This is a genomic window from Methylobacterium sp. C33D (assembly GCF_053345825.1).
Genome location: NZ_JBKFAV010000014.1, coordinates 81,509 through 96,484, shown reverse-complemented (window position 1 = coordinate 96,484; position 14,976 = coordinate 81,509). Strand labels below are relative to the sequence as shown.

The window sequence follows — 14,976 nt, the reverse complement described above, 5'->3', positions numbered from 1 at the left end:
GTGGGGCGATCGGTCAGACGACGGGCGGGGCGCGGGCTCCGAGACCGTGACGCGGGGGCGCCCGCGGGAGGGCGACGCGCCGCGGCCGGGGGGCGGCGGCCGCGACGGGTCGGGCGACCGGGACCGCGGCGACGGTCGACGGCGCGGGCAGGGTGGCGGGGCCGGCCGCGTGGCAGGCCACGCAGCAATCCCCGCGGTGATGGGCCGGCAGGTGCTTGCCGGCGGTTGCCGGATCGGTCGGGCCGCCGTCGGCGAGGCAGAGGATGTGGTCCGGCCCCGCGGAAGCGGCGGCCAGGCCGCCGAGGACGCCCTGCAGCGCCAGGGCGTAGAGGGCGAGGAACGCCACGATCCGGGCGAGCGCGCGCGCCGGCCGCGCGGGGGCGGCCCGAAGGTCCGCGTGGCCGCGACCGCCGGGCGCCGCGGCGGCTCGGCCTCGTGGATCTGCGCGCGTCACGGCTGTCGCCCGGCGGCCGTAGCTCCGTCTCGGGCGGCTAGTGCTGGTGCTGGTGCTGGCCGCCCGGCGCGCCCGCGCCGATCGGCGCCACCGTGAAGGTCACCGGCACGGCGCCGGCGCGCTGGAAGGTGAGCGTCCCCGCGACGGTCTCGCCCGCCTTCGGCGCGGCGGTCAGGTCCTCGAACATCAGGTGATAGCCGCCGGGCTTCAGCTCCACGGTCTCGCCGGGCTTGATGGTCAGGCCGTTCGTCACGGGCGCCATCTTCATGACGCCGCCCTCCATCGACATGGAGTGGATGTCGCTGCTCTTGGCGAACGGCACCGTGGCGCCCGTGAGCGTGTCGGGTGCGCTGCCCGTGTTGGTGATGCGCACGTACCCGCCGGCGACCTTCGCGCCGTTCGGCGTGGCGCGCAGCCACGGCGTCTCGATCGTCAGGTCACCGGCCTTCACGGTCGTCGCGGCCGCGGCGGTCCCGGCGGGCGGCGCGCCGGCCGCCTGCGCGACCTGGATGATCCGGAAGGACGGCGCGGCCGCCTTCAGGTCGTGGGCGTCCTGACCGGCCTTGGGGATCTCCGACCAGGAATAGCTGCCCTCCGCGCAATCCTGCTGGACCGGGACGTAGACGGTCGCGCCGGGCTCGAACGTGCTGGCGACCTGCGCCAGGAAGGTGAACTCGTCGACCTGATCGTCCGGCAGGGAGCCGCCGCTCCAGGTGATCGCCGTCACGCCCTCCGAGGCCGTGCCATGGTGGGTCGCGTAGGTCCTGGCGTAGGGGCCGCGCGTCGTCGCGAGGGTCCAGCCGGGCTTCGGCATCGGCTTGGCGCCGATCAGGCCCTCCGGAACGGTGACGCTCACGCGGGTCGTCGGCTTGCCGTTGCAGCCGTGCATGATCTGGACGACGCCGCGATACGGGGCGCCGGGGGCGGCCTGCTTGCGTTCCAGCACCGCGTGGGCCTGCGCCGCGGAGACGAGCAGCCCGAGGCCGAGGGCGGCCGAGACAAGGGTCTTCATGGGAATACATCCGTCCTGAGGGATCGATCCGAAGGGTGGTGATCGCTCAGGCGGATGGCGGCCCTCTCGGGGACGCTATGGTGCCGGGTGGCGCCCGCGCCCCGACGCTTCCGGCGAGGGGCCAGGCCGGGTGTCGATTCGCGGCCACGGACCACCGGACGCCGATGGCGGCCGCCCGCGGCGGGAGCGCCGGGCCGGTGGCCTGGGCGGCCGTGCAGCAGTCGCCGTGGTCGTGCGGGACGGGCGCACCCGGCAGGGCGGACCCGTCGGCATGCTGCGCGCAGAGACCGTCAGTGCCCGTCGGCAACGGCATCAGGCCGCCGAGAAACCCCTGGAGCAGGAGGGCGTAGAGCGCCAGCACGGCGATCGCGGCCCGCAGGGCCGGCCCGACACCTCGATCCGAAAGGGCCTCGCCCGAATCCATGCTGCTCCCGCGCGCCGTCCGAACCGGAAAGCTATGGCATCTCTGCCACACCGGCGCGGCGATGGCTGTTGCCAGGGCGCCGCACCCGGACACGGCGTGCGCTGGCGCACGGCGACGCCACATTCCGGCCCCTTCGATAGGGAGTCTTAACGCCATCCCGACACCGTGACGCCCGAGACAATCCGCTCCCGTCACGACCTGACGAACCCCGGACCAGAGCCAGCGACCGATGCGCAAGAAGGCACAAAACCGGTTCACCGCGATCCTCGGCGTCGCCGCCCTCGGCACGCTCGGCATCGGCGGCGCCCAAGCCCGCGATCAGGGCAACTATGCCCAGGCCGAGTGGGCGCAGGACTACGCCTCACCCGCCGGCATGCAGGTGCAGCGCGAGACGGTCCCGATCCTCTCGCCACAGACCGTGGCGTCCACCGAGCAGATGGTGGAGCGCTACAAGGACATCGTCGCCCGCGGCGGCTGGCGGCAGGTTTCCGGCGCCGACCATCTCCGGGTCGGCTCGCGCGGCCCGGCCGTGGCGGCCATCCGCCAGCGCCTGATCGTCACCGGTGACCTCGATCCGGCCGCGGGCGGGTCGGGCGTCTACGATTCGTACGTCGCCGCGGGCGTGAAGCGGTTCCAGGCCCGGCACGGCCTCAGCCAGACCGGCGCGATGACGATGGCCACCCAGCAGGCCATGAACGTCCCGGCCGAGGTGCGCCTGCGCCAGCTCGAGATCAACGTCGTGCGCCTGCGCTCCTACTCGGGCGATCTCGGCCGGCGCTTCGTGATCACCAACATCCCGGCCGCGCTCGTCGAGACGGTCGAGAACGGTCAGGTCGTCACGCTCCACGCCGCCGGCGTGGGCAAGATCGACCGCCAGTCGCCGATCATGAACACCAAGGCGACGCAGATCAATTTCAACCCGACCTGGACGGTCCCGGCTTCCATCGTGAAGAAGGACCTGATCCCGAAGATGCAGAAGGATCCGAACTACCTCACGGACAACAAGATCCGGATCCTGTCGAACGGCTCCGAGGTCTCGCCGAAGTCGGTGAACTGGTTCTCGGACGAGGGCACCCGCTACACCTACCGGCAGGATTCGGGCGCCGACTTCAACTCGATGGGCATCGTGCGCATCAACATCCCGAACCCCTACGGCGTGTTCATGCACGACACGAACACCAAGGGCGTGTTCGGCGACGATTTCCGCTTCATCTCGTCGGGCTGCGTGCGCGTGCAGAACGTGCGCGAGTACATCACGTGGCTGCTGAAGGACACGCCCGGCTGGGACCGCCAGAAGGTCGAGGAGGCGATCGAGAGCGGCAAGCGCGTCGACGCCAACATCGCCCAGCCGGTGCCGGTCTACTGGACCTACATCACCGCCTGGTCGACACCGGACGGCATCGTCCAGTTCCGCGACGACATCTACAAGCGCGACGGCGTGAACGTGCCCTCGACCATCGGCGCGCCGACCCCGGTCGCCAGCGCCGAGCCGATGCCGCAGACCTTCGAGCCCGGCGACGAGGAGTAGTCGATCCGCGGGCGCCGGCCGCCCCCGGCGACGCCCGCCCGTCGAACCCGATCCGAGGCCCGCACCTCTGCCGAGGCGCGGGCCTCGCGCGTTCGGGGCCACCTCTGTCATCCGGAGGTCAAACGCGTCTGCTTGGCCGCGGGGGGCTGCGTCCCGGAGCCGGGCTCCGCCCGTCCGCGGGACGACGCGCCGCGAAGCCGTGCAGGAGCCGCCCATGTCGCGCGACACAAAACCCGGAGGCCTGACCCGCCGGGGCACCGTAGCGGGCGCCGCCGCCCTCGGCCTCGTCGCGGGCCGGGCCGGCGCGCAGGAGGCCGCCGGGGCCGCTGAGGCCATCGGGATCGTCACCGCGCGCGACGCGGCCGGCGGGAAGCCGGTCCCGCTGCCGGGCGTGCTGGTCTCCAACGGTCGCGAGATCGCGCGGACCGACGACCGGGGCCGCTACCGCCTGCCGATGCCGGGCGACGGCGCGGTCTTCGTCATCAAGCCGCCCGGCTACGCCCTGCCGCGCGACGCCGACAACGTGCCCCGGCACTCCTACATTCACCAGCCCGGGGGCACGCCCGCGGAGCTCGGCCTGCGCTACCGCGGGCTCGCCCCCACCGGCCCACTCCCGGCCTCGATCGACTTCACCCTGACCCGCACGGACGAGCCGGACGACTTCGACGTCGTGCTGTTCACCGATCCCCAGCCCGAGAGCCGGTTCGAGCTGGACCACGTGCGGGACACCGCGGTCGCCCGCGCCCTCGCGATCCCGGCGGCCTTCGGCCTGACCACCGGCGACGTGCTGTTCGACGATCTCTCGCTCTACGGCCGGTCCAACCGGATCGTCGGGCGGATCGGCCTGCCCTGGTACAGCCTGCCGGGCAACCACGACCTCAACATGCAGGCGCCGGACGCGCGCTACAGCCGCGAGACCTGGAAGCGGGTGTTCGGGGCACCGACCTACGCGTTCCGGCACGGCCGGGCGTGGTTCGTGATGCTCGACAACGTCGAGTGGCTCGGGCCGCCGGTTCCGGTCGGCGCCAACACCTACCGAGGGCGGATCGGCGACCGCAACCTGGCCTTCCTTCGCAACCTCCTGGCCGAGATCCCGCGCGACGACCTGATCGTGCTGGCCATGCACATCCCGCTGCACACCGACACCGCGCCGGACGATCCGCGCAACACCACCACCGACCGCGCCGCGCTCCTCGCACTGCTCGCTGGCCGCAAGGTCCTGAGCCTCGCCGGCCACACTCACACGACCGAGCACCATGACCTCGCCGACGGGCACCACCACCACGTGCTCACCGCCGTCTCGGGCTCGTGGTGGAGCGGTCCCGACACCCGCACCGGCATCCCGTCGGCCGACAGCCGCGACGGCACGCCGAACGGGTTCCACGTCCTGTCGATCCGCGGCACCGCCTACACGTCGCGCTACGTCGCCGCGCAGGGCCAGCCGGACGAGACGATGCGGATCCTGTTCGAGAGCGAGCTGCGGGCCGGCGCGCCCGAGGTGGTGCGCTGGACCCGGCCGGTGCAGGGTCTCCGGCCGCCGGTGCCGCAGGACGCGCTCACCGACACGACCCTGGTGGTGAACGTCTTCGACGGCGGCCCGCGCACGCGGCTCGCGTTCCGGATCGGGGACGCGCCGCCCCGGCCGATGGCGCGGACCCGCCGCCTCGACCCGTTCGTCACCGAGCTCTACGAGCGCTACCCGGAGACCAGGAAGGGCTGGGTCAAGGCGGTGCCCTCGACCCATATCTGGACGGCGCGACTGCCGGACGACCTCGCGCCCGGCGCCCACCGGGTGACCGTTGAGGGCGCGGACGAGTACGGCCGCCCGATCCGCGGCTTCACGGTGCTGGAAGTCACCGGGGAGCGCGGCCGGGGCTGAGTCCGGGCGCCGGTCGTCCGGTGCCCGGGCGGATCACGCCGCCAACTGGCGGGCGCCGTGGCCGCCCTCCCGGATCTCCTCCACGATCTTCGCGCAGAAGGCGTCGAGGTCGCCCGGGTTGCGGCTCGTGACGATGCCGTGATCGGTGACGACTTCCTTGTCGTGCCAGCGTCCGCCGGCGTTGATCACGTCGGTTCGGATCGAGCTGAACGAGGTCAGGTCGCGGCCCTTGGCCGCGCCGGTCTCGATGAGCAGCCACGGGGCGTGGCAGATCGCGGCCACGACCTTGCCGGAGGTCAGGAAGCTCTTGATCAGGGCGAGGGCCTGCGGCTCGAGCCGGAGCTTGTCCGGGTTGATCTGGCCGCCCGGGAGGACGAGGGCGTCGTAGGAGGCCGGGTCGACCTGCTCCAGATCGGTGTCGACCGCGACCGCCTTGCCCCAATCGGTCTTGTCCCAGCCGCGGATCGTGCCCTTGCTCTGGCGCGACTGGGGGGCGGCGACGGTCACGGTGGCGCCGGCCTCGGTGAGCTTCGTCTGCGGGACGGTCAGCTCGCTCTCCTCGAAACCGTCCGTGGCGAGGATCAGGATCTTGGCTTGGCGGATGTCGGGCATGGCGGGTCTCCGATTCGGGGATCTCCCCGGCTAACGGAGGGTCGTCCCGCCCGTTCCCGCGGCCCTGGGCCGCCGGCCGCGTGTAGGAGCGGACGCCGGGCCGGCGTTCGGAACCCCCGCGAGGGCGGCCCGTTGGTCCCCATCCCAACCACCAGGAGTCGCGTCATGGCCAATCCCGGCCTTCCCGAGCCCACGCCCGGCGACCTGCCGCCGCCCCCGCCGGTGCCCGAAGAGCAGCCCGATATCGGCCCGACCGGCCCGCGCACGCCCTATCCGGTGAACGATCCCGGGATCGGCGAACCCGGCGGTCCGGGCTCCGAGCCGGACATCTTCCCCGGCACGCCGACGGATCCGGGTACGCGCATGTGACGGCGCCCGCGACGGCTGTGCGCCCGGCCGTCAGTGACCGCCGTGCGAGGTCCGCACGTCGCGCGGGGCACTGAGGATCTCGGAGAGGCTCGTCACGACGTGGCGGGCCTCTTCGTCCGTCAGGCGGAGCTGGAACGGCGGCAGCGCGCCGGCCTGCAGGGCGACCACCGCCTGGCCCTCGTCGTCGGTGCCGATCTCGATGGCCGACGACGTCACGTCGAGCATGGCGACCTCCTCGTCGCCCATCTCGTCGGCCATGTCGGGCTCGTCGGTATCGTCGATCGCCGTGAGGAGCTGCCCGACGGCGCGCACCAGCGCCCGGGCGGCGCGGGCATCCATCACCACCGCCGTCGCCTGATCGTCCTTCTGGAAGGAGAGCTGGATGTTCGCACCGTCCAGCGAGACCGAGATGCCTGCCATGTATCGTCCAGAGCCACGCGCCTTAACTGCTTGAGCGCATTCCGTATATGCATCGTGAATGCCCGGAATCACAGGGGGCGGTGCCGCTCGGCTGCCTCCCGGACCGGGCCTGCGACGCAGATGATACGCCGCCCATGCCTTGTTGCGGCCGCAGCCTGCGCCTAAATACGTCCTCGGGGGGCTTATCCACCGAGGCTGACGCTGTTCAAGGTTCAGCGACTCGCGCCCCGCCGCACTGGCCAAATCCAGAAAGACCGTGGTGCATCACGCGGCCCCCGTGCCGCGCGGATGGCCTATGGACGAACGAGGTACACTACGTGAATACCGGCACTGTGAAGTGGTTCAATGAGACCAAGGGCTACGGTTTCATCCAGCCCGACGATGGCGGCAAGGACGTGTTCGTCCACATCTCGGCCGTCGAGCGCGCCGGAATGCGCAACCTGATCGAGGGCCAGCGGATCACCTACGAGATCCTCACGGACAAGCGCAGCGGCAAGGACGCCGCGGGCAACCTGCAGGCGGCCTGACCGTCCCGGGTTCTGATGCGCCTCCCGCGGCTCTCGGTGCGCCAGCGTGCGCAACCGGAGGTCGCGGGTGACGCCTGAAGCGGCCGCCAGACGCGGTTCCCCCTTCCGACGCTGCCTTCCCGGGCGAGACTGCCCGGGTCGGGTCGCGTCGGAGGCAATATCCCAGAAACGACGCCGGGCGCAGCCAACGTCCGGTCCAGAAAAGAAAAGACATTGATGCTATTCGAGTACACACGGCGCCGCGGCGTCCGTTCCCCCGTCACCGATGCCCCGACCTTCCGGGTCGGCAAGCTGGCGCGGGCCAAGACCGCGGATCAGACCGGGGCCGATCTCAGCAACCTGATCGACCGGTCCTACAACTACCACTCCCCGCGTGAGCTGCACTGGCATCTCGCCGAGCGTCTCGGGCTCGCGCCCGCCGCGGTGAAGATCCGCGAGGCCGCGGCGGCCTGAGGCCGTCCGCCGCTCGCGCGGGATCGTCCGGGGCCTCGGCCTCAGCGGTCCCAGGCGGCGAGCACCGGGTCGCGCAGACCCACCGGCGCGGCGAGCAACTCGCCGTGCACCGGGTCGGCCCGATTGTACGGCGTCGCCGCCCCGGAGAAATCGCAGACGACGCCGCCCGCCTCGCGCAGAACGAGGTCGGCGGCGGCCAAGTCCCAGTCGCGGGCATTCCCTGAGATCATCCCGACATCGACCGTCCCGTCCGCCACGCGGGCGAGCCGCAGGGCGAGGGACGGGATCCGCGCGATCACCTCGAAATCCGGGTCCGCTCCGGCGCCCCGGGCCAGGCGGTCGAGCATCGGCTTCGGGCCGGTGATGCGGGCGCCCGGCAGGCTCTGCCTGCGATCGACGCGGATCGGCTTGCCGTTCCGCGTCGCGCCGCGCCCGCGCACGGCCTCGTAATCCGCGTCGCCCACCGGCGCGTGGACGAAGCCGATCAGCGGCTCGCCGCGCGACAGGAGCGCCACCGCGATCGACCAGTCCGGATGGCCGGACAGGAAGGCCCGCGTCCCGTCGATCGGGTCGACGATCCAGACGAGATCGTGGCCCAGGCGGGCCGGGTCGTCGGCCGTCTCCTCCGACAGCCACGCCGCCCGCGGCACGAGGGCGCTCAGGCGCACCTTCAGGAAGGCGTCGACCGCGACGTCCGCCTCGGTCACCGGCGAGCCGCCGGCCTTCGACCAGATGCGGGCCGAGGTCTGTCCGCCGAGCCTGAAGAACGGCCGGGCGATGTCGGCGGCCTCGCGCATCACTGCGCGCAGCTCCGGCATCAGGGCGGATACGGCATCGTCGGTGAGAGGCTCGGGCATCGCGCTCCGCGTGGAATCCGTGCGGCCCGCGAGGGCCCCGCCGTCCGGCCCGTCCGCCGACGCGGACGTCCGGGCCCGCCTGGGCTCACCCGCTCGGGCTGAGAAGACCCGGCGCGGAGGATCGCGCGCCCGGTCGCCCCGTTGTACGGCGCCGCCCGCAGCGCCACAAGGACGCCGGTTGATCGATCGATAACGACCGATCTGCGCAAGGAAATGTTGAGCATTCAAGGAAGCATTGAGCATTCCGCAAATGACAGCGCTGTCCAGATTCGCTTAACGACGGCTCTTAAGCGGTGCGGAGGAGTTCGGGTGCGATTTTGCTTGGCATAACGGACGGCCCGACAGGGGCCGCCACTTGCTCCAGGGACTCGGACCGATGAACACTTCCCCGGCCACGGACAGAAGCCACGCAGGACCCTCGATGCACGGTGCCGACACCGCGCCCCGCTTCGTCGCCTCGCCGCTTCCGGTGATCGGCCGCGCCTCCGGCGCGCGCCGGGCCGCCGGGATCGCGCTCGCCTACGCCGCCGAGGACGCGGAGATCGTGGGCGCCGACCGGTTCAGCCTGATCCTCGTCGATGACGAAGGGGACGTGCTGCAGCGCCTCGGCAGCTTCGAGGAGGACGACGTCGTCGCCGTGTGGCGCGACATCGCGGCGCGGGCGGGCCTCGTGCGGATGATCGTCCGGGAGGACGGCCTCCTCGTCCCGGTCTCCCAGCAGATCGGCCGGCTGATTCTCGGTCAGGTCCGCATCCGTCGCCGCCATGCCGGCCTCGGCCGCCGCCGCCCGCGCTTCCTCGCCCGCCGCAAGACCGGCCGGCTGCCGGCGCGCCCGCAGATCTTCCGCGGCGAGAACGAGATCATCGCCCGCACCTGAGGGGGCGGCCGCGCCTAGAACAGGTTGCGCAGCACCGCGTCGGCGGTGAGGCCGACGAACAGGATCAAGCCCGCGTCCCGGTTCGACCGGAACAGCGTGAGAGCCCCGCGGCCGTCGCGCTCGCGCAGCGACAGGACCTGCCAGGCGAGGTGCCCGGCGAAGGCGGCGACCCCCAGATACCCGACGAGCCCCGCTCCGGCCCCGCGCGCCGCCAGCACCACGAACAGAGTGGCCAGCGCGTAGCAGAGCCCGACGGCGAGCCGCACGTGCCGGCCGAACAGGCGGGCCGAGGACCGGATCCCCGCGATCTCGTCGTCCTCGATATCCTGCACCGCGTAGATCGTGTCGTAGCCGATCACCCAGCACAGGGCGCCCGCGTAGAGCAGCAGCGCCGGCGGGTCGAGGCGGGCGAACACGGCGGCCCAGCCCATCAGCGCGCCCCAGGCGAAAGCGAGGCCCAGGATCGCCTGCGGCAGCGGCATGACCCGTTTCATGAACGGGTAGATCGCCACCGGCAGGAGCGAGCAGAGGCCGATCACCACCGCCTCCGCGTTGAACTGCAGCAGGACGGCGAGCCCGATCAGGGCCTGGATCACCAGGAACAGGGCCGCGTGGCGGGGCCGCACCTGCCCGGAGGGCAGGGGGCGCAGGCGCGTGCGCTCGACCTGCGCGTCGAGGTCGCGGTCGGCGATGTCGTTGTAGGTCGAGCCCGCCCCGCGCATCGCCACTGCGCCGATCAGGAACAGGAGGCAGTGCCAGGGATCGGGGAAAGCCTGGTCCGCGGCGATCGCCGCCAGGGCGGCCGACCACCAGCAGGGCAGGAGGAGGAGCCACCAGCCGATCGGCCGGTCGATCCGGGCGAGGCGCAGGTAAGGGCGCCAGGGACGGGGCGCCCGCCGATCGACCCAGTGCCCGGAGACGGCATCGGCCGGTCGCCCGTCGTCAAACACCGTGCCGTTCATCGGTCGGATCTCCGGTCGTCCCGCACGTGAATCCCCCGCCGCTGCAGAGGGGGGACCCGCGCCGGATCCGTGATCCTCTCAGACGATCTCAGAGAGCGCCCTGCGGCAGCTTGAAGCTTCCGGTCAAGCCCGGACCGCCGAGCAGCCCGCCGCCGCCGCCGCCTGCCTGAGCCTGGGCCTGCGCGCGGGCCTGCGCCTCCATCTTGGTCGCCTGGGCGGCGACGCTGCAGATCTTGGTGCGGATGCCGCTGACCTTCATGTGGTCGGCCTTGAAGCCCTCGGCGAAGGAATCGGGGATCGAGCACCATTCCTTGTTGGCGGCGATCCACTTCATGCCCTCGGCGCCGTTGGACTGGAGCTTCCCGAACAGGGCGCAGGCCTCCTGCGGAGTCATCTTCTTCTTGGACTGCGACGCCGCGTTGGCGCGGCCGACCAGGGCCTTGCGCTCGGCCAGGGTCTTCTGGATGGCGCCGCATTCGGGGGCCGCGCTCTGCGCGAACGCCGCCGTGCCGAACAGAACGGTGCCGACCAGCACCGCCGCCCCCAGCTTCAGACTCCCCTTCGCCATTCCGCGACTCCCTCGACGCCCCTGCCGAATCCGCGAGCGGCCGGCTCTCTTCCGTTCCGTTGGGTTCGCCATAGGATTGTGGCGTCATTCGAGCGGCAAACCGGCTGCGCCATGCACCGGTGGACTGCCTGCCGAAAACCGGGGCTCGTAACCATTCGGCAACACTTTCGACGCCGCGCTCCGCGTTGACAGCCTCGCCGGCGCGCGCGACCACGCCGCCATGCCGGCCTATGACTTCACCGCTCCGCGCCTTCACGTCGCGGCCGATCTCGCCGCGGGGGTGATTCTGACCCTCGACCGTGCCCAGGCCAACTACCTGCTCAACGTGCTGCGCCGCGGGCCGGACGATCCCGTCCTGGTCTTCAACGGCCGCGACGGCGAGTGGCGGGCGCATCTGGTCCAGACCGGGCGCAAGGGTGCCGACCTGCACGTCGCCGCGCGGACGCGTCCGCAGCCCGGGCGCGCCGACCTGCACTACCTGTTCGCCCCGCTGAAGAGCGCGCGCCTCGACTACCTCGCGCAGAAGGCGGTGGAGATGGGAGCCGGGACGATTCGGCCGGTCATCACCCGGTTCACGCAGGGCGACCGCGTCAACATGGACCGGCTGCGGGCCAACGCCGTCGAGGCCGCCGAGCAGTGCGGGATCCTGGCGATTCCCGATTGTCCGGAGCCCGAGCGCCTCCCGGCCGCGCTCGCGGCCCTGGCGCCCGAGCGGCTCCTGGTCTTCTGCGACGAGGACGCGCCGGTGCGCGATCCGGTCGCGGCGCTGAGGGCTGCCGGCGACCCGCTGGCGCCGCCCCCGCTCGCCGTGGTGGTCGGTCCCGAGGGCGGCTTCTCGGAGGAGGAGCGGGCGCTGATCCGGGCGCGGCCGAACACCGTGGCGCTCTCCCTCGGGCCGCGCATCCTGCGGGCCGACACCGCCGCGGTCGCCGTGCTGGCCCTGGTCCAGGCGGTGCTGGGCGACGCGCGCTGACGGTGCGCCGGTCCGGTCCATGTGTGCCCGCGCACATGGGAGGACTGCGCCGGCCGATTGTTCCGTCGGATCAGACGTGAAGCGGCGCGCCGGTCGCGGCCGCCGCGTTGTGGGTTCCCGGCGGCTCGATTATGTCCCGGATCGGACGCCGCCTGCGCCGCGTGCTCATCGGGGTCGGGGGCGGGTGTCCGCCCGGATCCCGCTCGCGAGAGCGGGTTTGTACCGGGTGGATCCGCCGGAGCAGTCCGGCGCGCCCGTTCCCAGGCATACGTCAGACGCACGGGCAGGCAGCGCATGGCGCGCGACAGCAACGACACCACGCCGCTCACCACGCGCGCCGAACTGATCGACTGGTTCGCGGCGGGCGAGAAGCCGCGCGCGCGCTTCGCGATCGGCACCGAGCACGAGAAGATCCCGTTCTATCGGGAGACCCGGACACCCGTGCCCTACGAGGGCGACCGCGGCATCCGGGCCCTGCTCGAGGGGCTCGCCCGCGAGACCGGCTGGGAGCCGATCCTCGATCTCGGCAACATCATCGGCCTGTCGGCGGAGGCGGGCGGCGCGATCTCGATCGAGCCCGGCGGCCAGTTCGAGCTGTCCGGCGCCGCGCTTCCCGACGTTCACGCCACGGCGGCGGAACTCGCCACGCACCTCGCCGCCACGAAACGGGTCGCCGATCCCCTGGGCATCGGCTTCCTGACGCTGGGCATGAGCCCGCGATGGCGGCGCGACGAGACGCCGGTCATGCCCAAGAGCCGCTACCGAATCATGGCCGGCTACATGCCGAAGGTCGGGTCCCTCGGCCTCGACATGATGCTGCGCACCGCCACCGTGCAGGTGAATCTCGATTTCGCCTCCGAGGCCGACATGGTGCGCAAGATGCGCGCGTCCCTGGCGCTGCAGCCGGTCGCGACCGCGCTCTTCGCCAACTCGCCCTTCACCGACGGCCGGCCGAACGGCTTCCTGTCGCGCCGGTCCGAGATCTGGCGCGACACGGATGCCCACCGGACCGGAATGCTGCCCTTCGCGTTCGACGCGGGGTTCGGCTACGAGGCCTATGTCGACTGGCTGCTCGGCATGCCCATGTACTTCGTCAAGCGGGGCGACACCTACCACGACGTGTCGGGCGCCTCGTTCCGCGACCTGATGGCCGGCAAGCTCCCGCAGCTGCCCGGGGAGTTCGCCACGGTCTCCGACTGGGCCAACCACGCCTCCACGGCCTTCCCGGAGGTGCGGCTCAAGCGCTTCCTGGAGATGCGCGGCGCCGATGTCGGCGACCCCGGCATGATCGCCGCCCAGGCCGCCTTCTGGGCTGGGCTCCTCTACGACGAGTCGGCCCTCGACGCGGCCCTCGACCTCGTGAAGGGGTGGAGCCCGGCCAACCGCGAGGCCGCGCGGGCGACCGCGCCGCGCCTGGGTCTCGCGACGCCGGTGGCCAACACCACGCTCGGTTCCGTCGCCGCCGAGGCGCTGGCGATCGCCCGGGCGGGACTCCGGGCACGGGGCCGCCGCGACGCCGAGGGCCGGGACGAGGTGATCTACCTGCAGCCGCTCGAGGCGATCGTCGCCGCCGGGCGCACGCGGGCCGAGGATCTGCTCGCCGACTACGAGGGGCGCTGGGGCGCCTGCGTGCGCCCGGCGTTCACCGAATGCGTCTTCTAGCGACCGCCTGAGCGACTACCGCGGCCCGCGCGAATCGCCGTTGGAACGTGCTAATGGAACGTTCCGACAAGGCGTCACGATCAGGGAGAGGCCGCATCATGACCCGCATCATCGCCGCAATCCTCGCCGGGCTGGCCTCCGTGGCGGCGAGCCCCGGTACAGGGCGGGCCGCCGACCTCGCGCCGATCCAGGGCGCAGGCCCGGCGCCGACGCCGAGCCGCTGGCACGCCGGAGCCGCCGGCCGGATCGCCGGCACCGTCGCCGCACGCGGGCGGCCGGAGTACAGCTACTACGGCGAGTACGGCTATCCCGCGCCGTTCGGCTACGGCTACGCCTACGCGCCCGTCCCGAGCCGCGGCTTCGACTACGGGTACCACGGCCCCCGCTACGTCTGGACGGCGCCGGACAGCTATTCGGGACCCGCCTTCGGCTACTACGAATGGTGAGAGCGCCACTGGCTTCCGAGCGCGGCGGTGCCTATGACCGCCGGGGCCGGCAACCGCGCCGGTTCGGGAGCTTCCGGGGTGTGGGATGAGGATCCGGACTGCGTCGACCTCGACCTGAGCGGGCTCAAATGCCCGCTCCCGGTTCTGCGCACGCGGAAGGCGCTGCGCGGCCTGGCCGCCGGCCGGACGCTGGTGGTGACCTGCACCGACCCGCTGGCCGCCCTCGACATCCCGAACCTCGTGCGCGAGGAGGGCGCCCGCCTCGACGCCGCCGAGCGGCTGAGCGAGGGGCGCCTGCGCTTCCGCATCACCGTGTCCGCAAGGCCGCCGCATTCCTGAACGATCCGTCGCGCTCCAGCAGCGAGGCGAGATCGGAATGGCACCACGGATCGGGGGCGTGCGCCTCGTACATGACGGTTGGGCGCGCTACCTCGTCGCCGAGGTGATGCAGGAGGACGGAACCCGCATCACGCGGGAAATGGAGGATCACGGCCGGGCCGTGGCGGTGCTCCCCTACGATCCGGACCGGCGGGTCGCCACGCTCGTCTCGCAGTTCCGGGCGCCGGTCCTGTACTCGGGCGGGCCGCCGAGCCACATCGAGGTGCCGGCCGGGCTCCTCGACGAGGGCGCCTCCGAGGACGAGGCGCGGCGCGAGGCGATGGAGGAGACCGGCCTGCGCCTGAGCGCCCTCGACTTCGTCGCGAGCGCCTGGTCGATGCCGGGGATCTCCACGGAGCGGATGGACCTGTTCCTCGCCGCCTACAGCGAGGCCGACCGGACCGGGACGGGCGGAGGGCTCGCCGCCGAGGGTGAGGCCGTGGCGGTCCACGAGATCCCGCTGCCGGAACTGGCCGCCATGGGCCGCCGCGGGGCAATCACCGACATGAAGTCGCTGACCCTGCTCTTCGCGCTCCAATTGCGGCGCCCGGACCTGTTCGCGGAGCGGCGCTGAG

At 72.3% G+C, this 14,976-nt stretch carries 19 protein-coding genes; 11 read left to right on the top strand and 8 right to left on the bottom strand.

Annotated elements, in window-relative coordinates; all coding sequences use genetic code 11:
- Positions 1 to 13 precede the first annotated feature (13 nt).
- The 3 genes from ACLBXO_RS13345 to ACLBXO_RS13335 are packed head-to-tail and all read right to left on the bottom strand — an operon-like array spanning position 14 to position 1,890.
- A complete protein-coding gene (locus ACLBXO_RS13345; protein ID WP_447685651.1) occupies positions 14 to 454 on the bottom strand; it encodes a hypothetical protein in 441 nt (146 codons plus the stop codon).
- Between the two features lie 37 nt (positions 455 to 491).
- Positions 492 to 1,466 (bottom strand): copper chaperone PCu(A)C, encoded by a 975-nt coding sequence (locus ACLBXO_RS13340; RefSeq protein ID WP_447685650.1) that lies wholly within the window; start codon positions 1,464 to 1,466, stop codon positions 492 to 494.
- 46 nt (positions 1,467 to 1,512) lie between these two features.
- The gene (locus ACLBXO_RS13335; RefSeq protein WP_331312875.1) at positions 1,513 to 1,890 is read right to left on the bottom strand and encodes a hypothetical protein; all 378 of its coding nucleotides are present in this window, start codon (positions 1,888 to 1,890) and stop codon (positions 1,513 to 1,515) included.
- Between the two features lie 229 nt (positions 1,891 to 2,119).
- Here ACLBXO_RS13335 and ACLBXO_RS13330 point away from each other — a divergent pair, with 229 nt between their 5' ends.
- The gene (locus tag ACLBXO_RS13330) at positions 2,120 to 3,418 is read left to right on the top strand and encodes a L,D-transpeptidase family protein (protein WP_331312874.1); all 1,299 of its coding nucleotides are present in this window, start codon (positions 2,120 to 2,122) and stop codon (positions 3,416 to 3,418) included.
- A 214-nt stretch (positions 3,419 to 3,632) separates the two neighbouring features.
- Complete coding sequence (locus ACLBXO_RS13325) at positions 3,633 to 5,297, top strand: calcineurin-like phosphoesterase C-terminal domain-containing protein (RefSeq protein WP_447685649.1); 1,665 nt, start codon at positions 3,633 to 3,635, stop codon at positions 5,295 to 5,297.
- A 33-nt stretch (positions 5,298 to 5,330) separates the two neighbouring features.
- On the opposite strand, the gene ACLBXO_RS13320 is transcribed toward ACLBXO_RS13325, so the two are convergent.
- The gene (locus ACLBXO_RS13320) at positions 5,331 to 5,909 is read right to left on the bottom strand and encodes a type 1 glutamine amidotransferase domain-containing protein (protein ID WP_447685648.1); all 579 of its coding nucleotides are present in this window, start codon (positions 5,907 to 5,909) and stop codon (positions 5,331 to 5,333) included.
- A 165-nt stretch (positions 5,910 to 6,074) separates the two neighbouring features.
- Between ACLBXO_RS13320 and ACLBXO_RS13315 the strand changes: the two genes are divergently transcribed.
- The gene (locus ACLBXO_RS13315) at positions 6,075 to 6,278 is read left to right on the top strand and encodes a hypothetical protein (RefSeq protein ID WP_331312871.1); all 204 of its coding nucleotides are present in this window, start codon (positions 6,075 to 6,077) and stop codon (positions 6,276 to 6,278) included.
- A gap of 30 nt (positions 6,279 to 6,308) precedes the next feature.
- Here ACLBXO_RS13315 and ACLBXO_RS13310 read toward each other — a convergent pair whose 3' ends face one another.
- The gene (locus ACLBXO_RS13310) at positions 6,309 to 6,698 is read right to left on the bottom strand and encodes a hypothetical protein (RefSeq protein WP_043353095.1); all 390 of its coding nucleotides are present in this window, start codon (positions 6,696 to 6,698) and stop codon (positions 6,309 to 6,311) included.
- A 317-nt stretch (positions 6,699 to 7,015) separates the two neighbouring features.
- Between ACLBXO_RS13310 and ACLBXO_RS13305 the strand changes: the two genes are divergently transcribed.
- Complete coding sequence (locus ACLBXO_RS13305) at positions 7,016 to 7,225, top strand: cold-shock protein (RefSeq protein ID WP_010682786.1); 210 nt, start codon at positions 7,016 to 7,018, stop codon at positions 7,223 to 7,225.
- Between the two features lie 216 nt (positions 7,226 to 7,441).
- Complete coding sequence (locus tag ACLBXO_RS13300; RefSeq protein WP_331312870.1) at positions 7,442 to 7,678, top strand: AsnC family transcriptional regulator; 237 nt, start codon at positions 7,442 to 7,444, stop codon at positions 7,676 to 7,678.
- A 41-nt stretch (positions 7,679 to 7,719) separates the two neighbouring features.
- Here ACLBXO_RS13300 and ACLBXO_RS13295 read toward each other — a convergent pair whose 3' ends face one another.
- Entirely contained in the window at positions 7,720 to 8,535 is an 816-nt protein-coding gene (locus ACLBXO_RS13295) for an inositol monophosphatase family protein (RefSeq protein WP_447685647.1), read from the bottom strand.
- A 421-nt stretch (positions 8,536 to 8,956) separates the two neighbouring features.
- Here ACLBXO_RS13295 and ACLBXO_RS13290 point away from each other — a divergent pair, with 421 nt between their 5' ends.
- Positions 8,957 to 9,412: a DUF6101 family protein gene (locus ACLBXO_RS13290; protein WP_331312868.1), complete on the top strand. Its 456-nt coding sequence runs from the start codon at positions 8,957 to 8,959 to the stop codon at positions 9,410 to 9,412.
- A gap of 14 nt (positions 9,413 to 9,426) precedes the next feature.
- Here the strand turns inward: ACLBXO_RS13290 and ubiA are convergent, their stop codons facing one another.
- Together ubiA and ACLBXO_RS13280 are read right to left on the bottom strand one after the other, a co-directional pair.
- Entirely contained in the window at positions 9,427 to 10,374 is a 948-nt protein-coding gene (ubiA, locus tag ACLBXO_RS13285; protein ID WP_447685646.1) for a 4-hydroxybenzoate octaprenyltransferase, read from the bottom strand.
- Between the two features lie 88 nt (positions 10,375 to 10,462).
- Positions 10,463 to 10,942 (bottom strand): hypothetical protein, encoded by a 480-nt coding sequence (locus ACLBXO_RS13280; RefSeq protein ID WP_331294091.1) that lies wholly within the window; start codon positions 10,940 to 10,942, stop codon positions 10,463 to 10,465.
- Positions 10,943 to 11,162: 220 nt separating this feature from the next.
- On the opposite strand from ACLBXO_RS13280, the gene ACLBXO_RS13275 reads away from it, so the two are divergent.
- The 5 genes from ACLBXO_RS13275 (at position 11,163) to ACLBXO_RS13255 (ending at position 14,975) form a co-directional block, all read left to right on the top strand.
- Complete coding sequence (locus tag ACLBXO_RS13275) at positions 11,163 to 11,915, top strand: 16S rRNA (uracil(1498)-N(3))-methyltransferase (RefSeq protein WP_447685645.1); 753 nt, start codon at positions 11,163 to 11,165, stop codon at positions 11,913 to 11,915.
- A gap of 294 nt (positions 11,916 to 12,209) precedes the next feature.
- Complete coding sequence (locus ACLBXO_RS13270; protein ID WP_447685644.1) at positions 12,210 to 13,577, top strand: glutamate--cysteine ligase; 1,368 nt, start codon at positions 12,210 to 12,212, stop codon at positions 13,575 to 13,577.
- A gap of 98 nt (positions 13,578 to 13,675) precedes the next feature.
- Positions 13,676 to 14,023 carry a hypothetical protein gene (locus ACLBXO_RS13265; protein WP_331312864.1) on the top strand — a complete coding sequence of 116 codons (348 nt, stop codon included), beginning with the start codon at positions 13,676 to 13,678 and terminating at the stop codon, positions 14,021 to 14,023.
- 78 nt (positions 14,024 to 14,101) lie between these two features.
- A complete protein-coding gene (locus tag ACLBXO_RS13260) occupies positions 14,102 to 14,362 on the top strand; it encodes a sulfurtransferase TusA family protein (protein WP_447685689.1) in 261 nt (86 codons plus the stop codon).
- Positions 14,363 to 14,399: 37 nt separating this feature from the next.
- A complete protein-coding gene (locus ACLBXO_RS13255) occupies positions 14,400 to 14,975 on the top strand; it encodes an NUDIX domain-containing protein (protein ID WP_447685643.1) in 576 nt (191 codons plus the stop codon).
- Position 14,976 lies beyond the last annotated feature (1 nt).